The following is a 14,880-nucleotide window of genomic DNA, read 5'->3' on the forward strand; positions in this document are numbered from 1 at the left end:
GCCGACCAACACCACCGCGGCGATGATCAACGGAATCCAGAACCGTCTCAACAGCTTCATTTTCGCTGGTCGGCCTTTCGGAGGTCAGGTACGCGGTGACGTACCGGCTAGCTGCGCAGCTCCATTGCCACTTCGTGATCATGTCGGCGTCGGCGGATTCCCGCCAACACCTTTCTACGTCGACATCCCCACCCGAATCGTCCCGGAAGGGACTGACCGACATCTCCGAGATCAGCCGGCTGCCCGGCCCGCTCATGACGGTGATGTCGGCGACGAGCCGACGCTGCTCATCCAATGGGATGAAGGGTAATACGCCCTCCACACTCCACAGGGTTGCCCGGTCGGCGTCGAACCCGGCCTGGGTGAGCGCCGCAGGCCAGTTCCCGCTGATGTCAGCGGGAACGCCCCGTACGGCCGCCGTGGGAGTGGTGTCGGCCAGAGCCTCGGTCTTGACCTCGAGGATCGCCGGGTTGTCGACCACGTACACGGAGGTGCCGACGGGCCAGGGCAGTTGATAAGGACGCGGGTCCAGATCGGAGGCCAGGAAAACCACCTGCTCGACGCCGGATTCGGCGGCCGTCATGAGGTAGGTGTCGAGGAGATCTGCCAGAGGGGCCACGCATGAGCTCGGCATCAGTACTCCTCCCCGCAGCTTTCCTTGCCGGATGTAAAGTGAAACCTATACAGTCGGCTAACTTCAATCAAGTTAGTTCGTTTAATTGACGGTGTGATCTAGCACCCTTGGGTACGCTCAGCGCGACGAAGGGACAGGTGTGGCGAAGGCTGTGGCGCCGCGTGGTTTTGCGCGCGAGCGGGTGCTGGAAGCGGCGCTGAGCCTGTTCGCAGAGCACGGCGTCAACGGCACGTCGCTGCAGATGATCGCCGACCGCCTGGGCGTCAGCAAGGCTGCCGTCTACTACCAGTTCCATTCGAAGGACGAGATCGTGCTGGCGGTCATCCAGCCGGTCTTCGACGACATGATGCGGCTGGTCCGGATCGCCGAGGCGATGTCCACGCCGGAGGCCCGGCGGGAGGCCGCCGTCAGCGGGATGGTGGAGATGGCCGTGCGGCACCGCCGGGTGACCGCGGTGTTCCACGGCGACCCTGTCATCGACGGCCTGGTGCACAGTCGCGACGAACTCCAGGACACGATCGAGCGGCTCACCGGGATCCTGCTGGGCCCCGACCCTGACGCCGCCGACAGGATCTGCATGTCGGTGCTCGCCGCCGGTGTCTACGGCAGTGCCACCGACCCCGCGCTCAACGACGTCACGGACGAGGAACTGCACCGCGTGCTGCTGGACTGCGCGCAGCGGCTGCTGCGCGCGCCGGCCACGCCCGTCGTCTCCGGCTGAGCCCTACTAACCCCGCAGCGCCGACGCGAAGATCGCCGGCAGCTTGCCCCAGCCCGGTGCCGCCGCGAAGTCCAGCAGCAGCCGGCCCGTTGTCGCCGCGGTGCGGTTGTTCACGAACCACGGCGGCTTCGGCGACAACGACCACTCGCCGCCGAACACCGAACGCGGCGCGGGCCGGAACGGGCCGCGGACCACGGTGCGTTCCGGTCGGTCGAGCAGGAAAGCGTTGTGCACCACGCCGGTTCCGCTCTGGATGTCGTTGCGCTTGTGCCCGGGGAAAGCTCCCCAGGTGGCGGTCGGGGTCAGATACCCCACGCCCGTCCAGGCGTTGATCGCGACGGTGCCGTAGCGCAGCCGCTCAATGAGGTGGTCGAACTTCTCGCCGAGGCCCGCGATGGTGCTCGGGTGAGCGATGATGTTTACCCCGAGGGTGCCGACGAACTCGTCGTTGGCGATGCGCACGGCCTCTTCGGCGAATTCGTCATCCGGGACGTCGAGGTCGATCACGCCGAGCACCGGGCCGAAGTATTCGGTGCGCAACAACGCTTCCCGGTCATCCGGGTCGACCACCAGGACCCGGGCACCCCTCGAGCCCAGGTGCTGTGCGTCCGGATACGACGTGTCGGCGCTGGCCACCCTGACGTCGGAGCCGGGGTAGTAGGCGGCCCGTGCCGGAGCGTCGTTGACGGCCTTGCGGATGGCGGCGACGAACTCGTCGCGCTGTGCCCAGCGCTTGGGCAGCACCACCACCTGCGCGGCCACGCAGTTGTAGCCGTTGTTGTGCAGTCGTTGGGTGGCAACGTGATTGGCCTGGAATTCGATGTCGGCCTTGCTCCAGGTGCCTGGTAGCACGATGGTCGGCGACACCCCGCCGAGCTCGGCGGTCATCTCCTTGTCGAGAACCGGCTCGTCGGCGGCCTTGCGCCGCGCACCCTCTTCGCCGGTACCGAACACGATGGCGTCGTAGGTCAGCGCGCTACCGGTCATGTGCACGTGGTCGACGAGCTTGTGGCGCACCAGATATGTGCCGGCCTCGGCTCCGCCGGTCAGGATGCGCACCGCGCCGATGGCGATGAACGGGGCCAGCACCTTGGTCAGCACCGGCAACAGGGGATCGGTGATCGGGTTGAGCTTGAGGGCCACGACACGGTTGTTGGCGTACAGCTCGTAGATGGTGTCCAGCGGAGCGATCGAGAAGATGTTGCCCGCGCCCAGAACCGCGCCGACGCCGTTGGTGCGCGACGGGTCGCGCTGGGCCAGACCGGCCGACCGAATCGCCTCCGCCTTCTCGATACCGGGTTGCAGCCACACCTCGGCGCTGAACCCGGACAGCAGCAGCTGGTCGAAGGTGTTGAGCGGCAGGGCCTTTACGGTGGTGCGGCCACCCGGGGCGTAGCCGAACTGTGCGCCGTCGAGCGGGCTGCGGCCCGCTTCCAGCTTGCTCAGGCTCTCCGACAGTGCGGCCAGCCCGGCTGCCAGTGAGTACGGCCCGGATATCCATTCCTCGCCGACCAGCGGTGAGGAAGGGTCGAGTTGTTTGATCCCGACGGCGGCATCCACCCACTCGGCGCCGTGGCGCGCGGTGAGCGCGCGCACCTCGTCGAGTAGGCCGCGCCGGGCCGCCAATGACAGGGAAGCCCAGGTCTTTTCACCCTCGACGAGTTCCTCGAGGGCCTCGTCGATCTGCGTTTCGGTCATGTCAGCTCGCACTCTTGTCGAATTGCACCAATGCGTCGTGGTGATTGTGGGCGTACGGGGTGGGACCGTCGCCCGCCTCCCGCTTGGCCACGATCGCAGCGTACTGCTCGAACGGAGTGGTCCGGTCCCATTTGGCCCTGGCCTCGGCCGGGGTGTAGGTCACGGTGTTCTTGGCCGGGATGCCCAGCAGGGTGGGGCCGACGATCGGTGTGGTGTGCGGCGTGGTGAGGTCCAGCATCGCCAGCTCGAAACGCGGATTGGCGGCGATGAGCCTGAGGAAAGGGCGCACCACGGCCCGCGCCGCGACGTCGGCGAACCGGCGCTGGGGGATGCCGCCCAGCAGGCGCATCCACTGGGGCATGGTGGCGATGATGGCGGCGCGCATCGGGATGTTGAACGCCTTGCGCAGCCAGCGCGGCATCCGCTCGGGCAGGATGTGATAGCCCAGGTCGACCAGGTAATCCATCATCCGCTGGGCGACCTCGGAGCCGACCAGATCGGGCCGGAAGCTCTCGAAGTATTCGCGGATGCCCTCGCGGGTGCGCGGCACGTCGTCGGGGTTGATCGTCTGGAACTCCGCGGCCCGTGCGCATTCCTCCCAGTACTGGCTCTCCTCGGCCGGCGACAGCTTGCCTGGGCCGAACATCTCGTAGCTGTAGAGGATCGAGTGCCAGGCGGTCAGGTGGATCCACAACTGCGAGTGCGGATCGTTGGCGTCGAACGGGCGCTTGGTGATCGGCTCGGTGCCGACGGCCTTGGAGTGGATCTTGACCAGGATCTCGGACGCGTCGAGGACAGACTTCGCGTCGCCGAAGGCCACCAGGGCGAAGTACTGCATGGTCCGGTCGTAGCGCAGCCGGGTGCGGGCATAGACCTGCCCCGTGGCGTCCACCGCGGCGGCCAGGAACGGGTCGAGGTGCTCGATGGTCACCGCCCGCGAGAAGCCGATCAACAGCGAGGTGGGGTAGCTCCACACCTTCCAGGTGACCGAATCCGGGCCGAAGAAGCCGTAGTCCTCGGCCGGCGCCAACGGTTCGGCGACTGCCGGCAGGCCTGCGGCTTTGCGAAGTGCGATGAGCGCGTCCATCTGCGTCGTTCCCTTCGGAATCTAGTGGTACATGCCGTACCAGTTGAAGGAATGGTACGTCATGTACCAGTTAATTGGCTAGGGTGTATCCGTGGAGAGCGGCACAACCGGGCGATGGGCGGGCCAGCGGGAACGCCGGCGGGTCGAGTTCGTCGACGCCGCCCTGGCTGCGATCGCCGAACACGGTCCGCAGACCTCGACCGAACAGATCGCCGCGCACGTCGGGGTCACCCGAACCAAGCTCTACCGGCACTTCGCCGGCGCCGCCGACTTGCAGCGGGCGATCGCGCAGCGCGCCGCCGAGATGCTCAACACCGAACTCGCGCCGCTGTGGACACCGCACGGTTCGATGGCCCAGATCATCGAGGCCAGCGTCGGCGCCCATGTGGGGTTCCTCGTCGAGCACCGCAACCTGTACCGCTACCTGGCCCGGTGCTCGCTCGGTGAGGACGGCTCGGCGCCCGACGCCATCGCCGACATCAGGCTGACCATCGGTACCCAGCTCGGCGCGCTGTTCACGGTGTACCTCAACGCTTTCGGTGTGGACACCGACCCGCAGCCGTTGGCGTTCGCCATCGTCGGGCTGGTCGAATCGACGACCGGCCGGTGGCTGGATCAGCCCGGCTCGACCGGACAGGACCGGCTGGTGGCAGACCTGGTCCGGTGGATCTGGCTGCTGGTCGACGACACCCTGCGGGCCGGCGGGGTGTACGTGGATTCCGCGGAGCCGCTACCCACGCCCGATGTGATCGCCGCGCAGGCCGAGATCTACCGAAACCCGCGACGCGTCGGAGTCGCCTGACGGCGCCGCGGTGCTGCGTCACCAGCGGCAGATGTCGGCGCCCGAACCGGAGTCGACGGCGCGGAAGGCGAGCAGATGGCGTTGCCACCACGGCAGCGGCGCTGCCAGGACGGGATCCTTCGTCGCGTCGTCGACCACCTGCGGCGGTCCGCTGTGCAGGTAGGCGATACGGACGCCGGTGATTCCCGCGTCCTTCCACAGCAGCACGGTGCGCCGCAGCTCGAGCCAGGGGATGCGCACCGGAGGATCCTCGTTCATCCAGCGGGTCTGCCTGCTCAGGGCTGTCATGTCGCCTGGTTGCTCGGGCAATTCCAGTCCGACGACGGTGACGGTGTCGCGTGGGTAATCCGCCAGCTCCAGGGCAGTGACGCCGGGCAGCAGGTGGTTGGTGGTGCCCTCCTCGGTGTGCAGGTTGCTGAACATTGAGAAGTTCGCGACGGTCTTGAGCCCCACGTACGGCGTGAGCCCGTTGGCGAGTGTCAGCAGCGGGGCGACGAGCAGCGCCAGGGGGCGCAGACGCCAGTTCGGGGTGCGTACGCCGTCCGACTCCGCAGCGCGATAGCCACGCAGCAGCGCGACCATGAACGGGATCACGGCGACGGCCCACGTGAGTACGAGCAGGGTGTGCCACGGCAGGCCGATCGGGCTGGCCGGAGAATCGGCCGAACTCGACACCACGCTCAGCAGCACATGGGCCGCGAAGCCCGCGAGCACGACTCGGCGCAGCACGGTGGTTCGGGATGCCAGGGTCGCGAACACCTCGGTCGGGACCAACAGCACGTATACCGCGAAGACGACGGTGGCGAAGTCGTAGAACGAGGCCAACGCCAGAATCGAATGGAACCCCACACCGAGAAGCAGGCCCCAGAAGCGCAGCCGCGGCACCGCCAGCAATGCGAGAATCGCGGCCTCGGTCACCACCGCGACGATGGCGACGAACTGTCCGACGGCCGGGCCCGGTACCACCCCGTCGAAGCCGTTGAGCCAGATGAGCTGGCCGAACAAGTCGCTGCCGCAGGAGGTTTCCGGAGCGAAGTAGGCGGTGTTCAACTTGTCGAACACCGTGAACAGGTAGACCACCAGCAACACGAAACCGACCGGGCTGCGCGCGGCATCCAGCCAGCGCTGGACGAAACTGTCCGGCACATCCGGCGGGTTCCGGACGGCCAGCGCCCACACGGCGGTGGTGCCGAGCGCGACGGCGACCAGCAGGCTCAGCACCAGATGGTTCGACGCCGCGGGCAGGTTCAGAACGGCCACCGTGGCGCCGGCCGCGACGACCAGGGCGGCGGCGGCCACCGAGCCGGGAAGCAGCAGGGCGGGCAGGCCGGCCAGCAACACCGGCACCACCGCAAGCGGCTGGCTGTCGGAGTAGTGGAAGACCAACGCCATCGCGAACAGCGTTGCGAACCAGCCGAGTTGCTGCCGCGCGCCGGCGGGGTCGTCCGTTCGGGCGTTGCTGCGCCAGCGCATTGAGAAGACTGTACTTGCCGGCTGACCGGGGAGGTCGGCAGCAGCCGCCACCAGGCCGAATGCGGCGTAATCTGAAAAGCGATGGATGGGTGCGGTAGGGCCCAAACGCCTTGCCGTGTAACGGAAAGGACAAGAAGATGAGTACAGTCCATTCATCAATCGACCTACACCCGGACATCATGGCCCTACGGGCGGGCTATGACCGTGTCGCAGAGTCGATGGCCGCGCAGGTCACCTTCGGCCTGACGTTGCTGACGGCGATGTATGTCGCGCTGTCTCCCTGGATCGTCGGCTTCGACGCCTTCAACAGGCTGACGGTCAACGATCTGATCGTCGGAGGGGCGATCGCGTTCCTGTCAATGTGTTTCAGCTTCGCGCTGGACCGCGCGCACGGCATGACCTGGACACTGCCGATCTTCGGTGTGTGGCTGATCGTCTCGCCGTGGGTGTTCGTCAGTGGACCGACCGCGGGCATGATCTGGTCGCACGTGATCAGCGGTGCGCTCGTGATGGTGCTGGGCTTCAACGCGATGTACTTCGGAATGCGGGTGCGCAATTCTGAAGCGCGGCACGCCTAACCGGCCGACGGGCCGGTAGGCGCAGCTGGTAGGCCAGCCGGACCCCGGCTGGGAGGGGAGCCTGCGTGCCAGGGCCGACCCTCGTATCGAACGATGCGTCAATTTGCGCCCCGGTGCGGGTTTTGCACCATATCCTGGGCAATCGCAGGACTTCCATGACGGCGATGGCGGGTACGAACTGCTGAGATGAAGCTGGCGGGGCGGGAAGACGAACTGGCGGTGATCCGTCGCTCCCTTGGTGGGCCGGGAACCCATCACGGTGTGGTGATCGTCGGCAGTGCCGGCGTCGGGAAGACCCGGTTGGCGCGGGAGGCCCTCAGCCATGCCGCGGCGTCCGGGCACCGGACCAATTGGTTCGTCGGGACCGAATCCGCACGCGCCATTCCCCTCGGAGCATTCACCGGGTCGATCAGCCAGGGCATGTGCGATCCGCTGCCGGACGTGCGGCGCGTGATCGATTCCTTCGTCGCCCAGCAGCGCATGGGCAAGGTCGTCATCGGCATCGACGACGCCCACCTGCTCGACCCGCTGTCCGCGCACGTCGTACACCAGCTGGCGCAGACGCAGGGGGTGCGACTCGTCGTCACCGCGCGTTCCGGCGGCCCGGAGCCCGACGCGGTGACCGCCCTGTGGAAGGACAGCCTGCTCGACCGGATCGACCTGGAGCCGCTGTCCGCCACCGCGGCCGCCACCCTGATCGAATCGGCGGTCGCCGGACCGGTCGACAGCCGCAGCACGCGCCGGTTCTGGAAGCTCACCGGAGGCAACGCGCTGTACCTGTTGCAGTTGGTGAAGGACCAGATCGCCGCCGGGCGGATGCACAAATCCGCCGGGGTGTGGATGTGGGACGGCGATGTGGCCGTATCTCAGAGCATCACCGATATGGTCGGGCGCCGGCTGGGCGAACTCGAACCCGGTATGGCGCTGGTGCTCGACACTCTCTCGCAGTGTGAGCCGCTGAGCGTCGACGTCCTGATCGACCTGGTCGACCAGGCCGATCTGGAGGCCGCCGAGCAGATGCATCTGGTCAGGGTCGAACGGGCCGGACGTGGTCTGGTGGCCACCCTTGCGCATCCGCTGTACGGCGAATTGCGCAGGGCCACCGCCGGTGAGATGCACCTGTCGAGAATCCGAGGAAGGCTCGCGCGGCGGCTGGCTTCCGAGCCCGACGGGGATATGCGCGCGACGGTGCGCCGGGCACTGCTTGCGCTGCACTCCGACCTGCCCCCGGATCCGGAGCTGTATCTGACGGCGGCGCGGTCCGCCGCGGTCCTGCTCGATCCCGATGCCGCGAACCGATTCGCCGCTGCCGCAGGGGAATGCGGTGTGCCGGAGGCGGCACCGATGCGGGCCATGACCCTGCTCCTGCTGAGCCGGGGTGACGAGGCCGAGGCCGTCTTGCAGGAGATCAGCGCCGACGGCGCCCCGGACAGCCACCATTGGGCGACGATTCGGGCGGCCAACCTGGCCTGGATGCTCAGCAGGCCGCTCGATGCCCGCGTGATCTTGGAAAAGCTCTCCGGCACAGCCGAATCCGATGAACAGCGGATGGAGCGCCTGGCCATCCAGGCCTGTGTCGACGCGGTACTCGGCCACTGCTCGAGTGCCGAGGAAAATGCCAGGACCGCCCTGGATTCCGGTGGCTTGCCCGATTTCCACGCGATGATGGCGTCGATCGCCTTGGTGATGGCCTTCGGCGCACTGGGACACGTCGACGACATCAACACCGTCGCCGAGCAGGCCATCGAAAGGGCCAACACCTCCTTCGAATCCTCGCCGATGAGATTCTGGTTCGGCGCCGTGCACGGCCGCGCCTGCCGGTTGACCGGCCGCATCGACGACGTGACGGCGATGGCGGCCCGGCTGGACGAGTCGGCGCGCGACGTCCCCGGTCTGGTGTACGCCAACCTCGCTCATCTGCTCGGCCATGCCGAACTGGTCCGTGCCGATCTGGCCACTGCCGTCAAACATTTGCACGAGGCCTATGCGGGTGCCGAAACACATGAGATAACAACGGGTTTGCGTATGGCCAGCTGTTTCGCACTGGCCGAGGCGTACGCCAAGCTCGGCCATGCGGCGGAGGCAACCGAAGCTCTGGCCGGGGTCGGGCAGCCGGTGCCCGAGGACTACGTGTTCATGGGTACCGCGATGTCGGTGGCCACCGCGTGGACGCTGGCTTCCGGTGGCTCGCTGACCGACGCCATCGATGTGGTGCGCGAAGCGCGCCGGGATGCGGCGCGGCGTGAACAGCCGACGCACGAACTGCTGTGCCTGCAGACGGCCGCACAGTGGGGCGACACCGCCGGCGCGGCGCGCGCACGGGAACTCGCGGACACGCTGAAACTGCCGCTGGCCGAGACGGTCGCCCGCCACACCGAGGCGCTGCTGGCCGACGACGGCGCCGGATTGCTCGCCGCCGCAGACGGTTACCGTGCCATCGGCGACCGGGCCACCGCCACCGACGCCACCGCGCAGGCCGCGGTTGCGTTCGGTCGCCATGGCCAGGGCAAGCGCAGTGCCTACGCGGCTGCCGTCGCACAGGAGAGCGCTGACGAGTGTGGCGGGTTGTGCACCCCGGCGCTGCGTAACCCGGCCGGTCAGCCGCTGACCGGCAGGCAGCGCGAGATCGTCGAACTGGTCGTCGCGGGCCTGAGCAACAAGCAGATCGCCGAGCGCCTGGTGATGTCGGTGCGCAGTGTCGAAGGGCACCTCTACCGGGCCTGTCAGCGGGTGGGCGCGAGCTCGCGCGAGCAGCTCGCCGCCATCATCCGTCGCGGCCCGAAGGGGGTCTTATGACGTGCTGCCGCAGCAGGTCCGCGGCCTCGGTCTGGTAGGCGTGCTCGGCCCAGGCCAGCGCAGTCGAGCCGAATCGCCGGTCGAGAAGGGTCGGGTCGGCCCCGGCGTCGAGGAGCCGCCGGATCAGCTCGAGGTCACCGGCCCAGGCTGCCTGGTGCAGGGCAGTGGCGCCCTCGTCGTCCAGTGCGTTCGGGTCGTCCGGGAACACCGGAGCGACCACATCCACTCCGGATACGTCGATTCCGTGCCGGGCGAGCAGATCGAGCCGGCCGGTGAACCCGTGCTCGGCGGCCCAGCCGACCTGGCGCCGCCACATCTCGTCGCGGGTTTCCATCGCCTCACCGAGGCGCAGCTCCCACGGGCTGGGCCCGGCGTCGGCCAGGCCGTGTGCGAACAGCAGTTCCAGGTGTGAATCGTCGGCGCGAAACATCCGGTTGTACAGCGTCTGCTGGTCGGCCGGATGCGCGCCTCTCGCCAACAGCAATGAGGCCAGTTCGGGTGCGAACGGATGCCGGGGCTGACGCCGCGGGCCCTGCTCGCCCTCGCCGAAGATCCCGGTCAGCACCGTGAAGGGGGTCGACAGCCCGCACCAGAGGTAGCCGGCATTCGGGTCGGCGCCGGCGTCGAGCAGCAGGTTCGCGGCCGCGACGACCTCGTCGGCGGTGCGGCCCAACGGAACTCGCGAATAGCACAGGTACATCAGGGGAACCCAGCCGAACGGCCCGCCACCGGAGTTCGCCAGTGCCGGACGGCTCGTCAGCTGACGGGCCAGCGCCGTGGGATCCGCGGCCGCCGCGGCGGCCCAGATGTGCCGATCGACCACTTCGGGTTCGGCGGTGAGCAGGGTTGCGGCGGCGTCCCAGCGGGGCGGCGCATCGGTTTCGTTGTAGCGCAACGATGCCCTCGAGCAGAACCGGTCCGCGGCATCCAGGGCGTCCTCGTCGAGCGCGCCGGGATCGACGCTGAGCTCGGCCGCGTCGCGGAGGTAGTGCACCAGCTTGGGCCAGCTGCTGAAACCGTAGTCACGGGCTACCGCGAACTGGGCCTGATGCAGTGGGGTGCGATCGGCGCGCTGCAGCTTGCGGGCTTCCGCACGCAGATGGTCGATCGAAGGGTTGCTCGGCAGACGGCTGGCCATGACGGCCTCCTCTCACACGCCCGCGTCCGCAATCGGGCTGAGAAGAGGTCGGTCACAAGGCAACTCAGTGTGCAGGGAGGCTTGGCCCCTTCGAGCGGACGTCGGGCGTTCCTGCACGCCCGACGTCACTCTACCGGCCTGTACTCCTAGTTGCAGACAGCGCCGACGGCGGCGGACTGGACCAGCTTGGTGTACTTGGCCAGCACGCCGGTCTTGTAGCGCGGGGGCAGCGGTTCGAAACCGACCTTCCGGGCCTCGAGTTCGGCCTCGTCGACGAGCAGATCCAGCGTCCCGTTCGCCACGTCGAGGCGGATCCGGTCACCGTCGTTCACGAACGCGATCGGCCCGCCGTCCACGGCCTCCGGGGCGATGTGACCGACGCACAGGCCCGTCGTCCCGCCGGAGAACCGGCCGTCCGTCATCAGCAGGACGTCCTTGCCCAGTCCGGCACCCTTGATGGCGCCGGTGATGGCCAGCATCTCGCGCATGCCCGGGCCACCCTTGGGGCCCTCGTAGCGGATGACCACGACGTCGCCGTGGGTGATGGTGCCGTCCTCCAGCGCATCCAGGGCAGCCCGCTCACGCTCGAAAACCCTTGCGGTGCCCTCGAACACGTCGGATTCGAAGCCCGCCGACTTCACCACGGCACCCTCGGGAGCCAATGTGCCGTGCAGGATCGTGATGCCGCCGGTCGGATGGATCGGGTTGTTCATCGCCCGCAGCACCTTGCCGTCCGGGTCGGGCGGCGCGATGTGAGCGAGGTTCTCGGCCATGGTCTTGCCGGTGACGGTCAGGCAATCACCGTGCAGCAGACCGGCGTCCAGCAGGGCACGCATCACCACCGGCACGCCGCCGATCTCGTCGACGTCCTTCATCACGTGGCGACCGAAGGGCTTCACGTCGGCCAGGTGCGGGACCTTGGCCCCGATGCGGGTGAAGTCGGCCAGCGTCAGCTCGACCTCGGCCTCGCGGGCGATCGCCAGCAGGTGCAGCACCGCGTTGGTGGACCCGCCGAACGCCATCACGACGGCGATGGCGTTCTCGAAGGCTTCCTTGGTGAGGATGTCGCGCGCGGTGATGCCGCGGCGCAGCATCTCGACGACCGCCTCGCCGGACTTGCGGGCGTACTCGCCGCGGCGCTTGTCCACGGCCACCGGCGACGCGCTGCCCGGAAGGGACATGCCCAGTGCCTCGGCGGCCGACGCCATGGTGTTGGCGGTGTACATGCCGCCGCAGGCACCCTCACCCGGACAGATCGCGCGCTCGATGATGTCGACGTCCTCCCGCGACATCAGCCCGCGCACGCACGCCCCGACCGCCTCGAAGGCGTCGATGATGGTGACTTCCTTCTCGGTGCCGTCGGTCAGCTTGGCGACGCCCGGCATGATCGAACCGTTGTAGAAGAAGACGCTCGCCAGGTCCAGCCGGGCCGCCGCCATGAGCATGCCCGGGATCGACTTGTCGCAACCGGCCAGCAGCACGGTGCCGTCCAGGCGCTCGGCCTGCACCACGGTCTCGACGCTGTCGGCGATCACCTCGCGGGAGACCAGCGAGAAGTGCATACCCTCGTGGCCCATCGAGATGCCGTCGGACACCGAGATGGTGCCGAACTCCAGCGGGTACCCGCCGGCCTCGTGCACGCCGCTCTTGACGTCCTGGGCGAGCCGCTGCAGCGACATGTTGCACGGGGTGATCTCGTTCCACGACGACCCGACGCCGATCTGCGGCTTGACCCAGTCGTCGTCACCCATCCCTACCGCGCGGAGCATTCCGCGGGCTGCGGTCTTCTCCAGGCCGTCGGTGACGTCGCGGCTGCGGGGCTTGATATCGGGCTGGTCGGCAGACATGCAGGTAAGTATGCCCCTCGGTTAGTTAGCCGCCCAAATTCTTTCTCATACCCAAGGGGGGTATCGGTCAGCCGGTCCACTCCGTGGCCTTGGTCGTGAGGTCGAGCCCCATCAGGAACCCGACGACGGTGCACACGATCGACAGTGCGGGCCACACCCACAGCCACCGGCGGGTGAAGAACACCATGACGATGCTTCCGATGAGCCCGGCAGCCAGTCCGCCGCCGATCCACCCGAATATCGTCGGATACACCTGGTCGTCATAGGGGGTCGGGCCGCAGGTCGCGTGGCAGGTGTCGGTAGACATCGCGAAGAACAGCGACAGCCACGCTGCAGCGGCGGCGCCGAGCACGGCCGCGATCCACAGTGTGATCGTGAGGACGATGCTGATCACCGTGACCGTGGTGCCGACGGTCGACCGCGGGGGATAGGCCGTCGGCTCGCCATACGGACCAGGCCAGGGAGGCTGTGACATCGCGTCGAGCGTATCGGCCGCGGTGGCGGCCCGGTCGCACCATTTCGCCCGGCCAAATTAGATATGCATACCCCGGAGGGGTACCCGTATACTGGAGCCATGGACGCGGCTGACAACTCGGGTGCACATGGCTACTCGGCGCAGAAGGAGAACTACGCCAAACGGCTGCGCCGGATCGAGGGCCAGGTCCGGGGCATCGCCAAGATGATCGACGAGGACAAGTACTGCATCGACGTCCTCACCCAGATCAGCGCCGTCAACAGTGCGCTGCAGTCCGTGGCGCTCGGCCTGCTCGACGAGCACCTGGGACATTGCGTGACGCAGGCCGTCTCCGAAGGCGGGGATCAGGCCGAGGCCAAGCTGGCCGAGGCGTCAGCCGCCATTGCCCGGCTGGTCCGCTCCTAGTCGCTCAGCGCCTGCTCGATGCGCTCGACCTTCGCGGTGAGCTGCCCGGTGTAGCCGGGACGGATGTCGGCCTTCAACACCAGGCTGACCCTCGGGGACACCGCCGCCACCACCTCCACGGCCTGCTTCACCACCGCCATCACCTCGTCCCAGTCACCTTCGATGTTGGTGAACATGGCGTTGGTCTCGTTGGGCAGGCCCGAAGCCCGCACCACCCGCACCGCTTCGGCCACCGCGGCGCTGACACTTCCGGTTTCATCCCCGCCCGTAGGGCTGATGCTGAACGCGACAATCACGGAATCGATTGTGCGCCCGCGTGGGTAACGCAGTGGCGGCCAGAGCCGGTGGGCGAGAACTAGTGCTTGCTGAACACCGTCGGGCGCACCGCCAGGATCACCCGGTCGGGCGCGTCCGCCGGTACCTCGTTGAGTGACCCGCTGTAACGGTCGTTGAGCGACAGGAAGAACGCGGCCGTCGGGTCGGGAACGATCTCGTCCACCACGCCGCGCACCTCCAGGTAGCGGTACGGGTTGTCCGGATCGTGGATCGACATCGCCACCTCGGGATGCGCCGTCACGTTGCGGTACTTCTGGCGTTTGGTGGTGTGGGTGAACCGCAGATGCGTGCCATCCCACTCGAACCACATCGGATTCACCTGCACGGTGCCGTCGGGTCGGGTGGTGGCCAGATGGCCGAACAACGGCCGCGTCAACAGATCCTCGTAGCCATCGGGCACTGCAACCATTACGCATCCTCTCGGGTCGGCAACCACGCACGGCAACGTTATGGCATTACCGTGACCTCCAGCATGACCTCCAGCGTCACCGGCGAATCGCTCTCCGCCCACGTCAACCCGTGGACACCGCGCGTTGCCACGCAACTCGCCGTGCTCGCGGCGGCGGCGTTCGTCTACGTCACCGCCGAGATCCTCCCGGTCGGTGCACTACCGGCGATCGCCACGGACCTTCAGGTCAGCGAGGGCCTGGTCGCCACCCTGATGGCCAGCTACGCCCTGGTCGCCGCGCTCACCACGGTCGCGCTGGTGCGGCTGACGGCACGCTGGCCGCGACGCCGGACCCTGGTTGCGACGCTGGTGTGCCTGACCGTCTCCCAGGTGATCTCGGCGCTCGCGCCGAATTTCGCCGTGCTGGCCGGCGGCCGGGTGCTGTGCGCGCTGGCCCACGGGCTGATGTGGTCGGTGATCGCGCCCATCGGGGCCCGGCTGG

General features: G+C 67.9%; 15 protein-coding genes. 6 read left to right on the forward strand and 9 right to left on the reverse strand.

Features of this window, described 5'->3' with window-relative positions:
• On the reverse strand, positions 1 to 634 hold a 634-nt coding region (locus TX88_RS32675), incomplete at its 3' end, for an SAM-dependent methyltransferase (protein WP_162563069.1).
• 139 nt (positions 635 to 773) lie between these two features.
• Here TX88_RS32675 and TX88_RS02985 point away from each other — a divergent pair.
• The gene (locus TX88_RS02985) at positions 774 to 1,355 is read left to right on the forward strand and encodes a TetR/AcrR family transcriptional regulator (protein WP_044514555.1); all 582 of its coding nucleotides are present in this window, start codon (positions 774 to 776) and stop codon (positions 1,353 to 1,355) included.
• A gap of 6 nt (positions 1,356 to 1,361) precedes the next feature.
• Here TX88_RS02985 and TX88_RS02990 read toward each other — a convergent pair whose 3' ends face one another.
• The gene (locus TX88_RS02990) at positions 1,362 to 3,053 is read right to left on the reverse strand and encodes an aldehyde dehydrogenase family protein (RefSeq protein WP_044514556.1); all 1,692 of its coding nucleotides are present in this window, start codon (positions 3,051 to 3,053) and stop codon (positions 1,362 to 1,364) included.
• Between the two features lies 1 nt (position 3,054).
• Complete coding sequence (locus TX88_RS02995; protein ID WP_044514558.1) at positions 3,055 to 4,140, reverse strand: oxygenase MpaB family protein; 1,086 nt, start codon at positions 4,138 to 4,140, stop codon at positions 3,055 to 3,057.
• A 91-nt stretch (positions 4,141 to 4,231) separates the two neighbouring features.
• Between TX88_RS02995 and TX88_RS03000 the strand changes: the two genes are divergently transcribed.
• Positions 4,232 to 4,942 (forward strand): TetR/AcrR family transcriptional regulator, encoded by a 711-nt coding sequence (locus TX88_RS03000; RefSeq protein WP_044514560.1) that lies wholly within the window; start codon positions 4,232 to 4,234, stop codon positions 4,940 to 4,942.
• Between the two features lie 18 nt (positions 4,943 to 4,960).
• Here the strand turns inward: TX88_RS03000 and TX88_RS03005 are convergent, their stop codons facing one another.
• Positions 4,961 to 6,415, reverse strand: coding sequence for a hypothetical protein (locus TX88_RS03005; protein WP_044514561.1), 1,455 nt, complete (start codon positions 6,413 to 6,415; stop codon positions 4,961 to 4,963).
• A 137-nt stretch (positions 6,416 to 6,552) separates the two neighbouring features.
• Here TX88_RS03005 and TX88_RS03010 point away from each other — a divergent pair, with 137 nt between their 5' ends.
• Together TX88_RS03010 and TX88_RS03015 are read left to right on the forward strand one after the other, a co-directional pair.
• Positions 6,553 to 6,993: an SPW repeat protein gene (locus TX88_RS03010; protein WP_036446388.1), complete on the forward strand. Its 441-nt coding sequence runs from the start codon at positions 6,553 to 6,555 to the stop codon at positions 6,991 to 6,993.
• 186 nt (positions 6,994 to 7,179) lie between these two features.
• A complete protein-coding gene (locus tag TX88_RS03015; protein WP_044514564.1) occupies positions 7,180 to 9,789 on the forward strand; it encodes a LuxR C-terminal-related transcriptional regulator in 2,610 nt (869 codons plus the stop codon).
• Here the strand turns inward: TX88_RS03015 and TX88_RS03020 are convergent.
• From TX88_RS03020 to TX88_RS03030, 3 genes are all read right to left on the reverse strand, one after another.
• Positions 9,758 to 10,927: an ankyrin repeat domain-containing protein gene (locus TX88_RS03020; protein ID WP_044514566.1), complete on the reverse strand. Its 1,170-nt coding sequence runs from the start codon at positions 10,925 to 10,927 to the stop codon at positions 9,758 to 9,760. The genes TX88_RS03015 and TX88_RS03020 overlap by 32 nt on opposite strands.
• A gap of 146 nt (positions 10,928 to 11,073) precedes the next feature.
• On the reverse strand, positions 11,074 to 12,774 hold the full coding sequence (gene ilvD, locus TX88_RS03025) for a dihydroxy-acid dehydratase (protein ID WP_044514567.1): 1,701 nt from the start codon (positions 12,772 to 12,774) through the stop codon (positions 11,074 to 11,076).
• A gap of 67 nt (positions 12,775 to 12,841) precedes the next feature.
• On the reverse strand, positions 12,842 to 13,249 hold the full coding sequence (locus TX88_RS03030; protein WP_044514569.1) for a hypothetical protein: 408 nt from the start codon (positions 13,247 to 13,249) through the stop codon (positions 12,842 to 12,844).
• 99 nt (positions 13,250 to 13,348) lie between these two features.
• Here TX88_RS03030 and ricR point away from each other — a divergent pair, with 99 nt between their 5' ends.
• Positions 13,349 to 13,654: a copper-sensing transcriptional repressor RicR gene (gene ricR, locus TX88_RS03035; RefSeq protein WP_044514570.1), complete on the forward strand. Its 306-nt coding sequence runs from the start codon at positions 13,349 to 13,351 to the stop codon at positions 13,652 to 13,654.
• On the opposite strand, the gene TX88_RS03040 is transcribed toward ricR, so the two are convergent.
• Both TX88_RS03040 and TX88_RS03045 read right to left on the reverse strand, forming a co-directional pair.
• On the reverse strand, positions 13,651 to 13,950 hold the full coding sequence (locus TX88_RS03040) for an MTH1187 family thiamine-binding protein (protein ID WP_044514571.1): 300 nt from the start codon (positions 13,948 to 13,950) through the stop codon (positions 13,651 to 13,653). The genes ricR and TX88_RS03040 overlap by 4 nt on opposite strands.
• A gap of 59 nt (positions 13,951 to 14,009) precedes the next feature.
• Positions 14,010 to 14,399 (reverse strand): PPOX class F420-dependent oxidoreductase, encoded by a 390-nt coding sequence (locus TX88_RS03045; protein WP_044514573.1) that lies wholly within the window; start codon positions 14,397 to 14,399, stop codon positions 14,010 to 14,012.
• Positions 14,400 to 14,462: 63 nt separating this feature from the next.
• Here TX88_RS03045 and TX88_RS34845 point away from each other — a divergent pair.
• Positions 14,463 to 14,880, forward strand: a 418-nt coding sequence (locus TX88_RS34845; RefSeq protein WP_044514574.1) for an MFS transporter, incomplete at its 3' end; no start/stop codon positions are given.

This window comes from Mycolicibacterium septicum DSM 44393, assembly GCF_000455325.1.
GTDB classification, from domain to species: domain Bacteria; phylum Actinomycetota; class Actinomycetes; order Mycobacteriales; family Mycobacteriaceae; genus Mycobacterium; species Mycobacterium septicum.

What these genes read in the sequence shown, in the direction of transcription:
- TX88_RS02990 (WP_044514556.1), bottom strand. Translation starts at nt 3,053, where the DNA reads ATGACCGAAACGCAGATCGACGAGGCCCTCGAGGAACTCGTCGAGGGT.
- TX88_RS02995 (WP_044514558.1), bottom strand. Translation starts at nt 4,140, where the DNA reads ATGGACGCGCTCATCGCACTTCGCAAAGCCGCAGGCCTGCCGGCAGTC.
- TX88_RS03005 (WP_044514561.1), bottom strand. Translation starts at nt 6,415, where the DNA reads ATGCGCTGGCGCAGCAACGCCCGAACGGACGACCCCGCCGGCGCGCGG.
- TX88_RS03010 (WP_036446388.1), top strand. Translation starts at nt 6,553, where the DNA reads ATGAGTACAGTCCATTCATCAATCGACCTACACCCGGACATCATGGCC.
- TX88_RS03015 (WP_044514564.1), top strand. Translation starts at nt 7,180, where the DNA reads ATGAAGCTGGCGGGGCGGGAAGACGAACTGGCGGTGATCCGTCGCTCC.
- TX88_RS03020 (WP_044514566.1), bottom strand. Translation starts at nt 10,927, where the DNA reads ATGGCCAGCCGTCTGCCGAGCAACCCTTCGATCGACCATCTGCGTGCG.
- ilvD (WP_044514567.1), bottom strand. Translation starts at nt 12,774, where the DNA reads ATGTCTGCCGACCAGCCCGATATCAAGCCCCGCAGCCGCGACGTCACC.
- TX88_RS03030 (WP_044514569.1), bottom strand. Translation starts at nt 13,249, where the DNA reads ATGTCACAGCCTCCCTGGCCTGGTCCGTATGGCGAGCCGACGGCCTAT.
- ricR (WP_044514570.1), top strand. Translation starts at nt 13,349, where the DNA reads ATGGACGCGGCTGACAACTCGGGTGCACATGGCTACTCGGCGCAGAAG.
- TX88_RS03045 (WP_044514573.1), bottom strand. Translation starts at nt 14,399, where the DNA reads ATGGTTGCAGTGCCCGATGGCTACGAGGATCTGTTGACGCGGCCGTTG.